At 62.1% G+C, this 15,472-nt stretch carries 13 protein-coding genes and 1 pseudogene; 6 read left to right on the forward strand and 8 right to left on the reverse strand.

All coding sequences use genetic code 11. The features are described from left to right. Positions 1-187 precede the first annotated feature (187 nt). On the forward strand, positions 188-1,978 hold the full coding sequence (gene aspS, locus AC1D1N_RS28310) for an aspartate--tRNA ligase (protein WP_477352627.1): 1,791 nt from the start codon (positions 188-190) through the stop codon (positions 1,976-1,978). Between the two features lie 117 nt (positions 1,979-2,095). Here the strand turns inward: aspS and AC1D1N_RS28315 are convergent, their stop codons facing one another. Further along, a complete protein-coding gene (locus AC1D1N_RS28315; protein ID WP_436259586.1) occupies positions 2,096-3,286 on the reverse strand; it encodes a hypothetical protein in 1,191 nt (396 codons plus the stop codon). Positions 3,287-3,690: 404 nt separating this feature from the next. Here AC1D1N_RS28315 and parC point away from each other — a divergent pair, with 404 nt between their 5' ends. Both parC and AC1D1N_RS28325 read left to right on the forward strand, forming a co-directional pair. Continuing rightward, complete coding sequence (gene parC, locus AC1D1N_RS28320; protein ID WP_352589435.1) at positions 3,691-5,943, forward strand: DNA topoisomerase IV subunit A; 2,253 nt, start codon at positions 3,691-3,693, stop codon at positions 5,941-5,943. 226 nt (positions 5,944-6,169) lie between these two features. Next, positions 6,170-7,384, forward strand: coding sequence for an AI-2E family transporter (locus AC1D1N_RS28325; protein ID WP_352589432.1), 1,215 nt, complete (start codon positions 6,170-6,172; stop codon positions 7,382-7,384). Here AC1D1N_RS28325 and AC1D1N_RS28330 read toward each other — a convergent pair. From AC1D1N_RS28330 to AC1D1N_RS28345, 4 genes are all read right to left on the reverse strand, one after another. After that, positions 7,372-8,268 carry a DMT family transporter gene (locus AC1D1N_RS28330; RefSeq protein ID WP_477352485.1) on the reverse strand — a complete coding sequence of 299 codons (897 nt, stop codon included), beginning with the start codon at positions 8,266-8,268 and terminating at the stop codon, positions 7,372-7,374. The genes AC1D1N_RS28325 and AC1D1N_RS28330 overlap by 13 nt on opposite strands. A 131-nt stretch (positions 8,269-8,399) precedes the next feature. After that, the gene (locus tag AC1D1N_RS28335; protein ID WP_112563499.1) at positions 8,400-9,164 is read right to left on the reverse strand and encodes an arginyltransferase; all 765 of its coding nucleotides are present in this window, start codon (positions 9,162-9,164) and stop codon (positions 8,400-8,402) included. A 139-nt stretch (positions 9,165-9,303) separates the two neighbouring features. Continuing rightward, positions 9,304-9,774, reverse strand: a complete 471-nt coding sequence (locus AC1D1N_RS28340; RefSeq protein ID WP_112563497.1) for an RDD family protein — start codon at positions 9,772-9,774, stop codon at positions 9,304-9,306. A gap of 108 nt (positions 9,775-9,882) precedes the next feature. Beyond that, entirely contained in the window at positions 9,883-10,575 is a 693-nt protein-coding gene (locus AC1D1N_RS28345; RefSeq protein WP_436259590.1) for a methyltransferase family protein, read from the reverse strand. A gap of 202 nt (positions 10,576-10,777) precedes the next feature. Here AC1D1N_RS28345 and sthA point away from each other — a divergent pair, with 202 nt between their 5' ends. Beyond that, complete coding sequence (sthA, locus tag AC1D1N_RS28350; RefSeq protein ID WP_352560476.1) at positions 10,778-12,166, forward strand: Si-specific NAD(P)(+) transhydrogenase; 1,389 nt, start codon at positions 10,778-10,780, stop codon at positions 12,164-12,166. Positions 12,167-12,177: 11 nt separating this feature from the next. Here the strand turns inward: sthA and AC1D1N_RS28355 are convergent. After that, a pseudogene (locus AC1D1N_RS28355) lies at positions 12,178-12,357 on the reverse strand (hypothetical protein); the annotation flags it as partial. 127 nt (positions 12,358-12,484) lie between these two features. Between AC1D1N_RS28355 and AC1D1N_RS28360 the strand changes: the two are divergent. Further along, positions 12,485-13,126, forward strand: coding sequence for a DUF47 family protein (locus tag AC1D1N_RS28360; RefSeq protein WP_112563489.1), 642 nt, complete (start codon positions 12,485-12,487; stop codon positions 13,124-13,126). Positions 13,127-13,129: 3 nt separating this feature from the next. Next, positions 13,130-14,134 carry an inorganic phosphate transporter gene (locus AC1D1N_RS28365; protein ID WP_112563487.1) on the forward strand — a complete coding sequence of 335 codons (1,005 nt, stop codon included), beginning with the start codon at positions 13,130-13,132 and terminating at the stop codon, positions 14,132-14,134. A 122-nt stretch (positions 14,135-14,256) separates the two neighbouring features. On the opposite strand, the gene AC1D1N_RS28370 is transcribed toward AC1D1N_RS28365, so the two are convergent. Both AC1D1N_RS28370 and AC1D1N_RS28375 read right to left on the reverse strand, forming a co-directional pair. Continuing rightward, on the reverse strand, positions 14,257-14,442 hold the full coding sequence (locus AC1D1N_RS28370) for a hypothetical protein (RefSeq protein WP_477352489.1): 186 nt from the start codon (positions 14,440-14,442) through the stop codon (positions 14,257-14,259). Between the two features lie 188 nt (positions 14,443-14,630). Beyond that, positions 14,631-15,293, reverse strand: coding sequence for an alpha/beta hydrolase (locus AC1D1N_RS28375; RefSeq protein WP_477352491.1), 663 nt, complete (start codon positions 15,291-15,293; stop codon positions 14,631-14,633). Positions 15,294-15,472 lie beyond the last annotated feature (179 nt).

Here is a 15,472-nt window from a genome sequence, read left to right on the forward strand (position 1 = left end):
GAGAAACACTTCTGACGGCAATGCGCCAAGCCTGGCAAAGACTTCGACGCTGACGATCGGTTAGAGAGACGACCCAAACCCGGCTTGCCTTGACAAATCAGGCCTCCCATGCGCTTTTCGCGCAAATTTTGGACCGGGCTTTGACGCTCGGGCCACAACCCAGCACCCCGGACTTTTTGACATGACCATGCATCGTTACCGCAGCCACACCTGTGCCCAGTTGAGAAAGAGCGACGTCGGCTCTTCGGTTCGCCTGTCGGGCTGGGTGCATCGCGTGCGCGACCATGGCGGCCTGCTGTTTATCGATCTGCGTGACCATTACGGCCTGACCCAGATTGTCGCCGATCCGGATTCGCCCGCCTTCAAGGTCGCCGAGACGGTGCGCGGCGAATGGGTGATCCGTGTCGACGGCGAGGTCAAGGCGCGCCTGCCGGACACCACAAATGCCAACCTGCCGACCGGCGAGATCGAAATTTTTGCCCGCGAGATCGAAGTGCTGTCGGCGGCCAAGGAATTGCCGCTGCCGGTGTTCGGCGAGCCGGACTATCCCGAGGATATCCGCCTGAAATACCGCTTTCTCGACCTGCGCCGCGAGACGCTGCACAGGAACATCGTGGCGCGCACCAAGATCATTGCCGAGATGCGCAAGCGCATGACCGATGTCGGCTTCACCGAATTCTCGACGCCGATCCTGACGGCCTCGTCGCCGGAAGGCGCGCGCGACTTCCTGGTGCCGTCGCGCATCCATCCCGGCACCTTCTACGCGCTGCCGCAGGCGCCGCAGCAGTACAAGCAGCTGATCATGGTCTCCGGCTTCGACCGCTATTTCCAGATCGCGCCCTGCTTCCGCGACGAGGATCCGCGCGCCGACCGGCTACCCGGCGAATTCTACCAGCTCGACCTCGAAATGAGCTTCGTCGAGCAGGACGACGTGCTGTCGACCATGGAACCGGTAGTGCGGGGCGTCTTCGAGACCTTCGCCAACGGCAAGCCGGTGACGCAGAAATTCCAGCGCATTCCCTATGACGTCGCGATGCGCAAATACGGTTCCGACAAGCCGGACCTGCGCAACCCGATCGAGATGCAGGCCGTCTCCGATCATTTCCGCGACTCTGGCTTCAAGGTTTTCGCCAACATCCTGGCCAACGATCCAAAGGCCGAAGTGTGGGGCATTCCGGCAAAGACCGGCGGCAGCCGCGCCTTTTGCGACCGCATGAACTCCTGGGCGCAAGGTGAGGGCCAGCCGGGGCTGGGTTACATCTTCTGGCGCAAGGAAGGCGACAAGCTTGAAGGCGCCGGTCCACTGGCCAAGAACATTGGTGAGGAGCGCACCGAGGCGATCCGTCAGCAGCTCGGCCTTGCCGATGGCGACGCCGCCTTCTTCGTTGCCGGCGATCCGAAGAAGTTCGTCACCTTCGCGGGTGCCGCGCGCACGCGCGCCGGCGAGGAGTTGAACCTCGTCGACCGCGAGCGCTTCGAACTCTGCTGGATCGTCGACTTCCCGTTCTTCGAATGGAACGAGGAGGAAAAGAAGATCGATTTCGCCCACAATCCGTTCTCGATGCCGCAGGGCGGTATCGAGGCGCTCGGTGGCGACGACCTGCTCGGCATCAAGGCCTTCCAGTACGACATGGTCTGCAACGGCTTCGAGATCGCCTCGGGCGGTATCCGCAACCATCTGCCCGAAACCATGGTCAAGGCGTTCGAGACGGTCGGGCTGGATCGCGCCACGGTCGAGGAGCGCTTCGGCGGCCTCTATCGCGCCTTCCAGTATGGCGCCCCGCCGCATGGCGGCATGGCGGCCGGCGTCGACCGTGTCGTCATGCTTCTGGTGGGCGCCAAGAACCTGCGCGAGATTACCATGTTCCCGATGAACCAGCAGGCCTACGACCTGTTGATGAGCGCACCTTCGGAAGCCAGTCCCCAGCAACTGCGCGAGCTCTCTCTGCGCGTCGCGGCGGTGAAGAAGGACGCCTGATCGCGAAGTTCCCGCGGTTCTTTAACAAACCGCCGGAACCGATTCTTTCGGATAGATAATCCAACAAAAAAGCCCGGCATCGCTGCCGGGCTTTTTGCTTTTGAGCGTTTCGCTCGATCAGTCTTCGTTGGCCGTCACATGGACGCCGAGCGTCTTCGGCAGGTCGAGCGGGTTGGACATCGCACCCGCCATGATCAGCGCGAACGGCACCGCTGCCGGCGGCTCGGCCGAAATCTCCAGGCTCTTCGGGTCATCGAGGTATTTGCTCACAGCGGCCGTCACTTCGGCGGTCAATTCGGGATTGTTGAGCTGCGCCATGCCGAACGGCACGATCGCCTTGGCCTGGTTGGCGATGTCCTTGCCCGACATGCCCTGCTGCTTGCCGACATACTCAAGCACCTTGCCGGTCAGCGAATCGTCGTCGAAGCGGACCGAGGCGCTGTTGAAGGAAAGCTGCTGCAACAGGCCGAGCAACGCCATGCCTTGCGCCGAGTTGTCGGCCCCTTCGGGCTGCGCCGCCATCTTCTTCTGCATCTCCTGCATCGACTTGACGAAGTCGACCGTGTAGCCGCCGAGGCCGAAGGTCATGCCGAGCGTGCCGGCATTCTCGACCGAGATGTCGTATTTCGACAGGTCCATCTTGCCGTCGCTCGGCTGCCAGGTGCCGCCGATTTCGATGTTGCCCGATATGTTCTGGTAGCCCAAGGCGTTGATTGCTTCCTTGGACTTTGCATCGTCAACCAGGGTCAGGTCGGCGTTGAACTTTTCCGTGGTTGCGGAAAATTCCATCGCCTTGCCGTCGGCCGGGGGCGTGATCTGGACAGCAACGCCATCCACCGAGAAGGCAGTCTTGTCGGCAACCTTGACCGTCAGGTTTTCGAGTTCGGCCGACTTGTAGATCATCATTGAGCCGAGCGGGCCCGTAGCGCCCTCGGCCGGGATGTTGGCGTCATGAATCACGAAGGGAGTGAGGTTAAGCGTTACACCGTCCTTGCTGTGCTCGAAGGCCGAAGTCGTGATGGTCGCGACATCAAAACCGCCATTGGCCTCGGTCACGCCTTCAAGCTTGACGTCGCCGATCGGCAGCGCTTCCTTTTCGGCCGCCGGTTTGACCGACACGCCCTGCAGGACCATGCTGGAATTGTCGCCGGTAACCCCGGTCCAGGTGATATCGACGCCCTGGACGGCAAGTGCGGCCTTCAGCCGGTCGGCAACCGCCGCGTCCTGCGCAAAGGCGGCATTGAGCGGCAGAGTCAGCAAGAAGGTCGAAAAAGCGAGTTTCTTGAGTGTCGAGCGTTGGATTGTCATCGCGAGTTCCCTGAGAGAGTCCTGAAAAGTGTTTTCTTGAATTCTGCGCCATCACCATTCCGTGACGAACTGGACGGGAAAAAGGCGCTATCCCGCAGATTTGTCGAAAATCGCAGCGAAAGGCAAACCGGAGCGGGAGCCTTCGCTCGATGCGGTGAATATGTCATGAAGGTCGGGCTCCCCTGAATACCGTCTCCTGCCTTAGAGAGGGCGTGTAACAGATTGATGTTGGTTGGCAACAGCACTGCTACCGGTGCTGTTGCACAGGGACGGCAAGCTGGAACATGAAGTCCGTCACACCCGTCGTCGGATACTGAGCCGCCTTTCACAGCCCGGGGGCCGCAAATTGCGGATTTCCGCAGCTCCGCCTTGCCGCGAATCACCCGCTCGGCTAGTCCACCCGCATGGGAAAAAGGCTTTTGCCGCCTGAAGATGGCGGTGGTGACCATATCGAACCGGTCGATCTGAAGAAGGCGCTGGAAGAGCGTTATCTCGCCTATGCGCTGTCGACCATCATGCATCGGGCGCTGCCGGATGTGCGCGACGGGCTGAAGCCCGTGCATCGCCGCATCATGCACGCCATGCGGCTGCTCAGGCTCAACCCCGACCAGGGCTTTGCCAAATGCGCCCGCATTGTCGGCGAGGTGATGGGCAAGTTCCACCCGCATGGCGACCAGTCGATCTACGACGCGCTGGTCCGCCTGGCGCAGGACTTTTCCATGCGCTATCCGCTGGTCGACGGGCAGGGCAATTTCGGCAATATCGACGGCGATAACGCCGCCGCCATGCGCTACACCGAAGCGCGCATGACCGACGTGGCGACGGAACTGCTTTCCGGCATCACCGAGGACGCGGTCGACTATCGGCCGACCTACAATGAGGAGGACGAGGAGCCGGTCGTGCTGCCCGGCGCCTTCCCGAACCTGCTCGCCAATGGCTCATCCGGCATTGCGGTCGGCATGGCCACCTCGATCCCGCCGCACAATGCCGCCGAGCTTTGCGATGCGGCCCTGCACCTGATCGAGGATCCGAGCGCGCCGGTGGCGAAGCTGATGGACTTCGTCCAGGGGCCGGATTTCCCGACCGGAGGCATCATCGTCGACAGCCGCGCCTCGATCCTCGAAGCCTACGAGACGGGCCGCGGCGGTTTCCGCGTCCGGGCCAAATGGGGCCAGGAAGACCAGGGCAGGGGCACCTGGAGCATCGTCGTCACCGAAATCCCCTATGGCGTGCAGAAGGCGCGGTTGATCGAGAAGATCGCCGAGCTTCTGATCGCGCGCAAATTGCCGTTGCTCGAAGATATCAGGGACGAAAGCGCCGAGGACATCCGCGTCGTGCTGGTGCCGAAGAGCCGTTCGGTCGATCCCGGCATCCTGATGGAATCGCTGTTCAAACTGACCGAGCTCGAAAGCCGATTCCCGCTCAACATGAACGTGCTGTCGCGCGGCAAGGTGCCCAACGTGCTGTCGCTGAAAGGCGTGCTGCAGGAGTGGCTGGAGCACCGGCGCGATGTGCTGATCCGCCGCTCGAAGCATCGCCTGGGCGAGATCGAAAGGCGCCTCGAGATCCTCGCCGGCTACCTGATCGCCTACCTCAACATCGACGAGGTGATCAAGATCATCCGCGAGGAGGACGAGCCCAAGCAGGTGATGATGGCCCGCTGGTCGCTCACCGACACCCAGGCCGAAGCCATCCTCAACATGCGGCTGCGCGCTCTGCGCAAGCTGGAAGAGTTCGAGATCCGCAAGGAGTTCGACGGCCTCACCACCGAGAAGAAGCAGATCGAGGCGCTGCTGGCGTCGAATGCCAAGCAATGGTCGACGATCAAGTGGGAAGTCGCCAGCATCCGCGACAAGTTCGGCCCCGAGACCGAACTCGGCAAGCGCCGCACCCAGTTCGCCGACGCGCCGGAACACGATTTGACCGACATCGCGCACGCCATGATCGAGCGCGAGCCGGTCACCGTGGTGGTCTCGGAAAAGGGCTGGCTGCGGGCCATGAAAGGCCATCTGGCCGACCATTCGACCTTGACCTTCAAGGAGGGCGACAGCCTCAAGCTCGCCTTCCATGCCCAGACCACCGACAAGATCCTGGTCTTCACCACCGGCGGCAAATTCTACACCATCGGCGCCGACCGGCTGCCGGGCGGCCGCGGTCATGGCGAACCGATCCGCATCATCGTCGACATGGACAACGACCAGGACATCGTCACCGCCTTCGTCCACGACCCCAAGCGCAAGCTGCTGCTCGTCTCCTATGATGCCAACGGCTTCATCGTGCCGGAGGAAGAGGTCGTCGCCAACACCCGCAAGGGCAAGCAGGTGATGAACGTCAAGGCGCCCGACGAGGCCAAGGCCTGCGTGCCGGTTTCGGGCGATCACCTTGCCATTGTCGGCGAGAACCGCAAGATGCTGGTGTTTGCGCTGTCCGAAATCCCCGAAATGGGTCGCGGCAAGGGCGTTCGCCTGCAGAAATACAAGGATGGCGGCCTGCTCGACCTCAAACCCTTCACGCTGGCGAGCGGCCTGTCATGGCAGGATTCGGCCGACCGTACGTTTACCCGGTCGCGCGAGGAGTTGGCGGAGTGGATCGGCGCCAGGGCATCGGCCGGACGGATGGTGCCGAAGGGATTCCCGCGGACGGGGAAGTTTGGGTAGCTAATCTCCCCCCTTGAGGGGGAGATGTCGCCGGAGGCGACAGAGGGGGTCGGTTCGACTGGACGCGACCTCCTATTTGGGACCGAACAAGGCTAGCGCTTCACGCGAGGCGACCCCCTCTGGCCTCCCTCGAGGGGGGGGAGATGGCCAACCATTTGGACTATCGTCACGATTGCGGCACTATAACAGTGCATAAACGCGTGGTAGGCCGGGGAGAGATGGGCGTTTGAAGGAAGCGAAGATCCAGAAGCCGGAGCGTCAGCAGCGCCTGTTCGGCCTGTCGACGCCGTTGAGGGCCGCCGTCATTCCGCCGCTATCGGCGGCGCGCTGGCTGCTGGTACTGATCGTCGCCGCCGGTGTCTATTTCTTCCACGGCTTTCTGTTTCCGGTGCTGGCAGCGCTTGTCATCGCCTTCGCCAGTTGGCCGCTCTATCGCCGGCTGCTTGCCGGCGTCGGCGGCAACCGCACGATTGCCGCGACCTTTGCCATCCTGTTCATCCTCACCTTCCTGGTGGTGCCGATCGCGCTCGCCGGCACCTACGCCATCAACGAAGTCCGCGAATGGGTCGGCTGGGCGATCGAGACCAACCGGCATGGCGCCGTCACACCGCACTGGATCACGACGCTGCCGGTGATCGGCGAGTGGCTGAACGAACAGTGGGTCGACAATTTCGGTCACCCCGGCGGCATCGGCGAGCTCATCCAGCTGGTCAGCGGCGCCAATATAGGCAGCATCTATCGCGGCGTGCTGGCGGCTGGCGGCAGCGCCTTCGGCCTGCTTTTGACACTGCTGTTCATGATGATCGCCCTGTTCTTCGCCTACCGGGACGGCGAGCAGTTCGCGGCCCAGATCGACCGTCTCGGCGAACGCATCCTGCCGACGCGCTGGGAGCGGATTTCGCGAGTCGTGCCGGCAACCATCTCGTCCACCGTCACCGGCATGACCGTGATCGCCATCGGCGAGGGGCTGGTGCTGGGCGTCGCCTACTGGCTGGCCGGCGTGCCGTCGCCGGTGACGCTCGGCGCACTCACCGGCGTGATGGCGCTGATCCCCGGCGGCGCACCGCTGTCCTTTACCCTGGTGTCGATCTACCTCGCCGCCAGCGGCTCGCCGATGGCGGGACTGGCGCTGTTCATCTGGGGCGCGGTGGAACTCTTCATCGTCGACAAGACCTTGCGCCCGAAACTGGTCGGCGGGCCGATCAAATTGCCTTTCCTGCCGACCTTTTTCGGCCTGATCGGCGGCGTCAAGACCATGGGCTTTCTCGGCCTGTTCATCGGCCCCGTGCTGATGGCGCTCTTGGTGGCGATCTGGCGCGAATGGCTGCGCGAGGTGGAACTGGCCGAGGATGCCGTTCCCGAGGCCGTGGCAGAGCTCGAAGGCGGACCGCCACAGATCGAGATTGTCGCCGGTCCGGCGAAGAAAAGTCAGACCGGATAGGCAACCGCGAGCGCTGCCCGACGCTTGCGCCCCTCATGCAACTGCCACAGCGAATGCGCGACCAGCGTGACGATGAGGATGGCGCCGCCGATCAGGCTGTTGCGCGACGGCGTCTCGGCAAAGATCATCCACACCCAGACCGGCGCCAGCACGGTTTCCAGGAGATAGAACATCGCCACTTCCGGGCCTGAAATGTATTTCGGCCCGTTAGCGAGGCAGAAGAAGGCGAACGGCATGACGACGGCACCGTTGAGGATGATCCACCATGGCGCCTCCACTTGAAAACCGGTCCTGGAGACCATGAACACCGCCAACGCAAAAGGCAGGAGGACACCGGTCAACGCGGTGAAACCCATATCCTTGCCGCTGGCGCGCGATATGGTGATGGCGCAGGCAATCGCGAAGGCCGAACACAACGCCATCACGTCGCCGAACAGGTGTCCGGTGCCGATGGAATCGCCGACGATGATGGCGATGCCGACGATCATCAACGCCATTGCCGCAAGCGTCAGCGGCCGCGGCCGCTCGTTCAAAAAGAGCCATGACAGCAGCGCCGAAAACATGGTGGAGAAGGCCAGGATGAAAACCAGATTGGCGGTCGAGGTGTTGTAGACGCCGGTGATGAAGGCGACCGCGCCGAGCCCGTAGATCACGGCGACAATCAGCCCCGACCAGCCGGGTATGAGCTGCGGCGCATTCTTGCTGAACGAGCGCCAGACGGCCCATACGATCAGCGCCGCCACGAAGGTGCAGCCGGTGCGCAGCAAAAGGATCGTCCACGCTTCGCCATGAGCGAGCCGGATCAGCGGGATGTCGACGGTCAGCATCAACCCGCCAAGCGCGGTGAGCAGAAGTCCTTTGGTGTGGGCGTTGTGAGATGACATGCAATGACTTTCGCAATGGACGAGAGGCAGGATGACCGGTCGGCGCAATCGCGCACTCTCCGCCAACAGCGAAAAGACCGGCATCGTCCCCGTTGAAAATGTTCAGGCCCGGATTTGGGAAAGAAGAAAGATCAGCGCGTGACCGCTTCGTGGTCGTAGCGTTCCCAGCCCTTCGGGCCGAGATGCTCCTGCGGCATGAAGCGCATCTTATAGTTCATCTTGCGCGAGCCGTTGACCCAGTAGCCGAGATAGACATGGGGCAGACCCATGGCTCTGGCGCGGGCGATATGGTCGAGGATCATGAAGGTGCCAAGCGAACGGTCCTCGAACTCAGGATTGAAGTAGGAATAGACCATCGACAGGCCGTCGGCCATCTTGTCGGTCAGCGCTACTGCGATCAGCTCGCCCTGGCCCTTGCCGGTGATGAAAGTGTCGGGGCCGCGTCGGCGGTACTCGATGACCTTGGTGTCGACATGGGTGTCCTCGACCATCATGGCGTAGTCGAGCACCGTCATGTCGGACATGCCGCCACGGCGATGGCGGGCGTCGAGATAACCGCGAAAAAGCGAATACTGCTCGGTCGACGGCTGCGCGTCATGCATGGCGCCGACAAGGTCGGAATTGTGCTGGATCACCCGCTTCATGTTGCGGCTGGCGGTGAATTCCTGCGCCAGGATGCGCACCGAGACGCAGGCGCGGCAGGTCTCGCAGGCCGGCCGGTAGGCGATGTTCTGCGAACGCCGGAAGCCGCCTTGCGTCAGCAGGTCGTTCATCTCCGGCGCCTTGTCGCCGACCAGATGCGTAAACACCTTGCGTTCGAACTGGCCCTCAAGATACGGGCACGGCGATGGCGCGGTCAGGAAGAACTGCGGCGACTGGGTCGGATGCTGTGTCATCGAACCTTGGGAACACTCCTGCGAATCGCTCTACCTTTGGCTTGGCTGGCGAAAAATTCAACAGGATTGTGAAGGCAAGGTTGAACGAACGCCTTCACATTTGCGCACAAATGCTTCTCGGGGTCGGTTGAACGCCGGTTCAACGGTCGCTGCGGCTGACAACAGTGCCAAGCAGCAGGTCGTGCAGCGTGCGCTTGCGATCGGAAAACAGCGTCACCAGGAGGACGAGCGGCGTCAGGATGACAGTGCTCGCCCAAAACAGCACCGAATGGACAACAGCGGTGAGCCCGTCGATCCGGCTGCCGTCGAGACGATCGAGCCGAATGCCCATCATCCTCATGCCTGAAGTGGCCTGGTTGCGACCGCCCAGCGTGTTCCAGATGTAGAGAATGGCGACCGCCGGCACGAGGATGGAATACAGCGCCCAGCCAAGACCGAAGGTCAAAAGGCCAAGCACGGCCACCAGGATCGCGAACGGAATGGTGAGCAGCGCCACGATGCAGTAGTCGATGATGAAGGCGAGGATGCGCCGCGTGCGCACACCGTCATAGGCCCTGACGTCGTCGAGCCTGCTGGTGATGATTTCGCCGTCAAGTACGCGCGCGTTCATGTCATGTCCTCGCCATGGCATCCCAACTGGAATGTCTGTCGCCCTTTCAAATGGTGAGGGCGACGGCGAATTCAAGAAACGGACACTCCGGCGTTCGGCTGACCGTTCCTAGAAGATGCCGCGGAAAAGTCGGTAGCGGACCCTGTCCATATACTCGCGGTATTCCTGCGTCCTTGCCAGGATGGCTTCCTCGCGCAGGATGCGGTGAATCTGAAAGAGCGTGATGATGGCATAGACAGTGAAGTTGTAGATCGAGAAGCTCGACAGCAGAAACAGGATATGTCCGATCAAATAGCCGGCATAGATTGGATGCCGCACGAACCGGTAGGCGCCGCCGGTCACGACGCCGCGGTTGGCGGGCAGAATGGCGAAGGAGCGGCCAAGCGACACCTTGCCCCAGATGACAACGCAAAGCCCGATGACCTGGACAGGCGCCGCGATATAGAGCGGGATGATTGGAACGCCGACCTCCATAGAGACGAAGCCGGCGCCGAAACCGGCTGCCAGAGCGATGAAGACGGTGAAGGGGTTCCAGTCGCGCACCAAGGGTCGCCGCGCCGTCAGCAACCAGATGAAAGTCAACGAGTCGGAGATCATCAGCAGCAACAGATTGAGACGAGCCGGATCGACGACCAGATGCTGCACGCCCCGATAGACAAAGAGCGCGGCGACAGCCAGGGCTATGAAACGGAACAGTCCCTCGCGCAGATCGATGAGGATTTCGCGGCCGCGCAGGCTGGACCAGAGACCCGCCTCTGCGCCATGCAGCGTCTCACTCTTGAAAATGCTCAAATCAGTCACCCCCGGCGATCCCCTCGAGAGGGACCATTGCACGCAAGCGTTGCCGTCGGGTTAAGCTTTCTCGAGCAGTTCTCACATCACGCCGGAAGATCCATCACAGTTGCGCCGAACCGCACGAGTTTGCGGTCTGGGCAGTTGAACATGACACTCGTCCCAGTTTAGCTTGCTGCGGCGCAACAAGACGCCGAGGGGACGGGGAAATATGGACTACGACATGCTGGTCATCGGCAGCGGCCCTTCCGGCCGCCGCGCCGCGGTGCAATCGGCCAAGCTCGGCAAATCGGTGCTGGTGGTCGACAGGGGCCGGCGCCTCGGCGGCGTCTCGGTGCACACCGGCACCATCCCGTCGAAGACGCTGCGCGAGACGGTGCTGAACCTCTCCGGCTGGCGCGAGCGCGGCTTTTACGGCCGCGGCTACCGGGTCAAGCAGGATATTTCGATCGGCGATCTGGTCGATCGCCTGCACAAGACGCTCGACCATGAGGTCGAGGTGCTGCAGCACCAGTTCATGCGCAATGCGGTCAAGAGCGCACGCGCCACGGCGAAATTTCTCGGCTCCAACAAGATCAGCCTGACCGCCGACAATGGCGACTACTCGGAGGTCGGCTTCGCCAATGCGCTGATCGCCGTTGGTACTAGGCCGCATCGGCCGCGCGACGTGCCCTTCGACAAGGTCCGCGTCTTCGACAGCGACGAGATGCTGGAACTCGACCGCCTGCCGCGTACGCTGACGGTCATCGGCGCCGGCGTCATCGGCGTCGAATATGCCACCATCTTTTCGGCCCTCGACGTGCCGGTGACGCTGGTCGAGCCGCGCAACACCATTCTCGATTTCGTCGACCGCGAGATCGTCGACGACTTCATCCACCAGATGCGCGACCGCGGCATGACCATTCGCCTCGGCAGTACGGTCAAGGAAATCGTCTCCAAGCCGGACTATGCCGAAGTGACGCTTGCCGACGGCCGCACCATCCGCTCCGAGGTCGTGCTCTATGCCGCCGGCCGCAGCGGCAATCTCGGCAGCCTTGGCCTCGACGTGGTCGGCATCGATGCCGACTCCAGGGGCCGCATCAAGGTCGATCCGCAGACGTTCCAAACCGCCGTGCCCAACATCTATGCCACCGGCGACGTCATCGGCTTTCCGAGCCTTGCCTCGACTTCGATGGAGCAGGGCAGGGTGGCCGCCTGCCACGCTTTTGGCGTGCAGCTGCCGCCGCCGCCGGAAACCTTCCCCTATGGCATCTACGCGGTGCCGGAAATCTCCACCGTCGGCCAGTCGGAGGAACAGGTGCGCGAGAGCGGCGCTGCCTATGAGGTCGGCGTGGCGCGTTTTCGCGAAACCTCGCGCGGCCACATTATGGGCGTCAACACCGGCTTCCTGAAGCTGCTGTTCTCGGTCGAAACCCGCCGCCTGCTCGGCGCCCACATCGTCGGCGAGGGCGCCACCGAACTGATCCATATCGGCCAGGCGGTGATCAATCTCGGCGGCACGGTCGACTTCTTCGTCAACAACACTTTCAACTACCCGACGCTGGCCGAAGCCTACAAGATCGCCGGGCTCGATGCCTGGAACCGGATGGGGCAGGGGTAACGCGCCTCTGCTCAGCCTTCCATCTGGGCGAGCAGCGCCAGCATGACGTCGGCCGAAGGCATCGGCAGCACCGCCTCGATTTCCGCCGGGCGCACGCCGGCAATCGCGTCGGCGCCGGCGGCGACGGTACCCAGCGGTCCGCGGAAGCCGTGCTTCGACCAGGCGAGTTCCTGCAGCTTCGGGCTGGTCAGCCCTCGAGCCGTCTAGCCGCATCTGCGATTCGCCCGCATCCACATCTTTCAGCCGGCTTACTGTTTTCAGTGGCTCGATGGGGGGTTATGTGAGTTGATGAGTGTGGACGGGCGCGACGGGAGATCGATGCTGGGCTGGTTCCGCAAGCTGCTGCCGCGCGAAGATCGCTTCTTCGATCTGTTTGAACGGCATTCCCGTACCGTAGTCGGTGGCGCCGAGGCGCTGCAGCAGCTTCTCCAGGGCAAGGATATCGAGCGCTGGTGCCAGGAAATCATCGATCTCGAGGACGAGGCCGACCACATCACCGCCGAAGTCCTGCTGGCGGTTCGGCGCTCCTTCATCACGCCCTTCGATCGCGGCGACATCAAGGATCTTATTCAGTCGATGGATGATGCCATCGACATGATGCACAAGACCGTCAAGACGGTGAAGCTGTTCGAAAAGAAGGAATTCGACCCGCTGATGCAGGAAATGGGTGGCGTCATCGTTGCCGCTTCCAGGCTGGTTGCCGAGGCGATCCCGCTGCTCAGCAAAGTCGGCACGCACACGGTGCGCCTCAACGCCATCGCAGAAGAAGTCATGCGCGTCGAAAGCCGCGCCGACGATCTGCATGAGCAAGGGTTGAAGGACCTGTTCAAGCGACATGGCCGCAGCGATCCGATGGCCTACCTGATCGGCAGCGAGATCTATGGCCAGCTGGAGAAAGTGGTCGACCGCTTCGAGGACGTCGCCAACGAGATCAGCGGCATCGTCATCGAGAACGTTTAGGCAATGGAAGCCACCATCGCCTTTCCCGTGCTGGCCGGCCTTGTCGCCGTCGCGCTGTTTTTCGATTTTCTCAATGGCCTGCATGACGCCGCCAACTCCATTGCCACCATCGTCTCCACCCGCGTGCTGAGGCCTCAATATGCGGTTCTATGGGCGGCTTTCTTCAATTTCATCGCCTTCATGTTCTTCGGCCTCCATGTCGCCGAGACCGTGGGAAAAGGCATAGTCGACGTCACCATTGTCACGCCGGCGGTAATCTTTTCGGCGCTTGCCGGCGCCATTGTCTGGAACATCGTCACCTGGATTGCTGGTATCCCATCGAGCAGCTCGCATGCGCTGATCGGTGGGTTGGTTGGCGCGGGTATTGCGAAGGCCGGCGTCAGCGCCATCGTCTGGACGGGGCTCGGCAAGACGATCGCCGCAATCGTCGTGTCGCCGGCGACCGGTTTTGTTCTGGCGCTGGTCCTGATCCTGGGCGTTTCCTGGTTGTTTGTGCGCCAGACACCGTTTGCCGTCGACAGCACCTTCCGCGTCATGCAGTTCTTTTCTGCCTCGCTTTATTCGCTCGGACACGGCGGCAACGACGCCCAGAAAACCATGGGCATCATCGCCGTACTGCTCTATTCGCAAGGCATGCTCGGCGCCAATTTCTACGTGCCGCTATGGGTCGTCCTCACCTGTCAGTCGGCGCTGGCTCTGGGCACGTTGCTCGGCGGCTGGCGCATCGTTCACACAATGGGCTCGAAAATCACCCGACTGAACCCGATGCAGGGCTTCTGCGCCGAAACCGGCGGCGCCATCACTCTGTTCGCGGCCACTTGGCTCGGCGTTCCCGTGTCGACGACCCACACGATCACCGGGGCCATCATCGGCGTCGGCGCTGCCCGCCGCGTCTCGGCCGTGCGCTGGGGCATTGCCGGCAACATCGTCATCGCGTGGATTGTCACCTTGCCGGCCACGGCGGCAATTTCGGCACTCACCTATTTTGTCACGCGCCTTGGCGGCTGACGCGGAGCGGGCGCCAAAATCTGATTATGGGCGATGAAGCGTCCATACAGATCTGACGCAAAAGCCTAGCCCTGAAGTTCGTTTGATTTTCTGGCCAAAAACCGTGTCGCCCAAGCCAGCCCTTATCGGGTTCTTGCCAGATTTCTGCTAGGCAACAGTTTCACGACGCCGGCCTCTTTGAGGGTTTTGAGCGCTTCCTCTTTGGTGAGGCCGAACTTGCGGGCAAAGTAGGCGGCTTCGATCGCCATTTCGCGATCTGCCTGGGGTTCGGTTTTCTGCTTTGCCTTCTTGCCCACGACAAGAATCATAGCACATTCCACTAGATAGATCCAAAGAAGCTCGTCCACCGCGCTTTTTACACGGGCAGCGGCCAGTGGGCTCCCGGCTTACTTAGCCTAGATCGCGGCGCGGTCGCGAACGTCGATAGCTCTCTCAATCCTGGCCACTTTCGGAGGGATGGCCACGATTGCCGGCACGACCCGGTAGTGATGATTTGCTATGCAGCAATCGGCGCAGCAAGCCATTGCCTGACAATCGCGGCGTCAGGGTCGCCGATGTCATGACCTGAGGCGACGATCCGGGCGTCGACCTCGGCGCCGCGTTTGGTGAGCAGCGTCACCAGCGCCGGCGCAAACGACCCGTAGGTCTCGTCGGCGGCGCCGGCAATAATCAGAACCCGCGTTCCGCTGACGTCGGTTGACGGAATATCGTCAAGCACCGGCATCGCTCTCAGCAACGCCGCTTTGCGCACGAGGCCGGGGTTGAGCAGCATCAAGCTGGACACCAGATTGGCGCCGTTGGAATAGCCGAGGAAAGTCGCGCGAGCGAGATCGAGCCGGTGCCGCCTTGCGGCCTCGCTTGCAAACGCAGCGAAGGCCGATGTCTCGGCGCGGATGCTGACCTGCTCGAAGCGGGTCGGGGTGATCCGCTCGAACCAGCGGAAGCCGTCCTCCTGGGGGATGCGGCCCCGCACCGCGACCAGCGTGGCGTCGGGTGCGATCTGCCTCGCAATCGGCAGCATCGTCGTTTCGTCGACGCCCGATCCGTGCAGCAAAAACAGGCATTCGCCGCTTGCATTTGCCGGCTCGAGGAACCGGTAAGGGAAGGCCAGATCCTGGTGTAGAACGTCATGCTTTCCGGTATATTCAGGCACGCTCATATCTCTTTGATTTCGTGATTGTTTTGTTCGTTTGCCGGCTTCAAAACGGAATATTTTCACGCTCCGCGAAATGTGATTGAACCAGGCTCATTTCAGACCGTTTCTGCGCCGATATGCTTCCCGCGGGAGGAATCGAAGCGGTGTGCGCCGACGGTCGCATCCCGGCATGAACAACACGA

Source organism: Mesorhizobium sp. P2_B5, assembly GCF_056404775.1.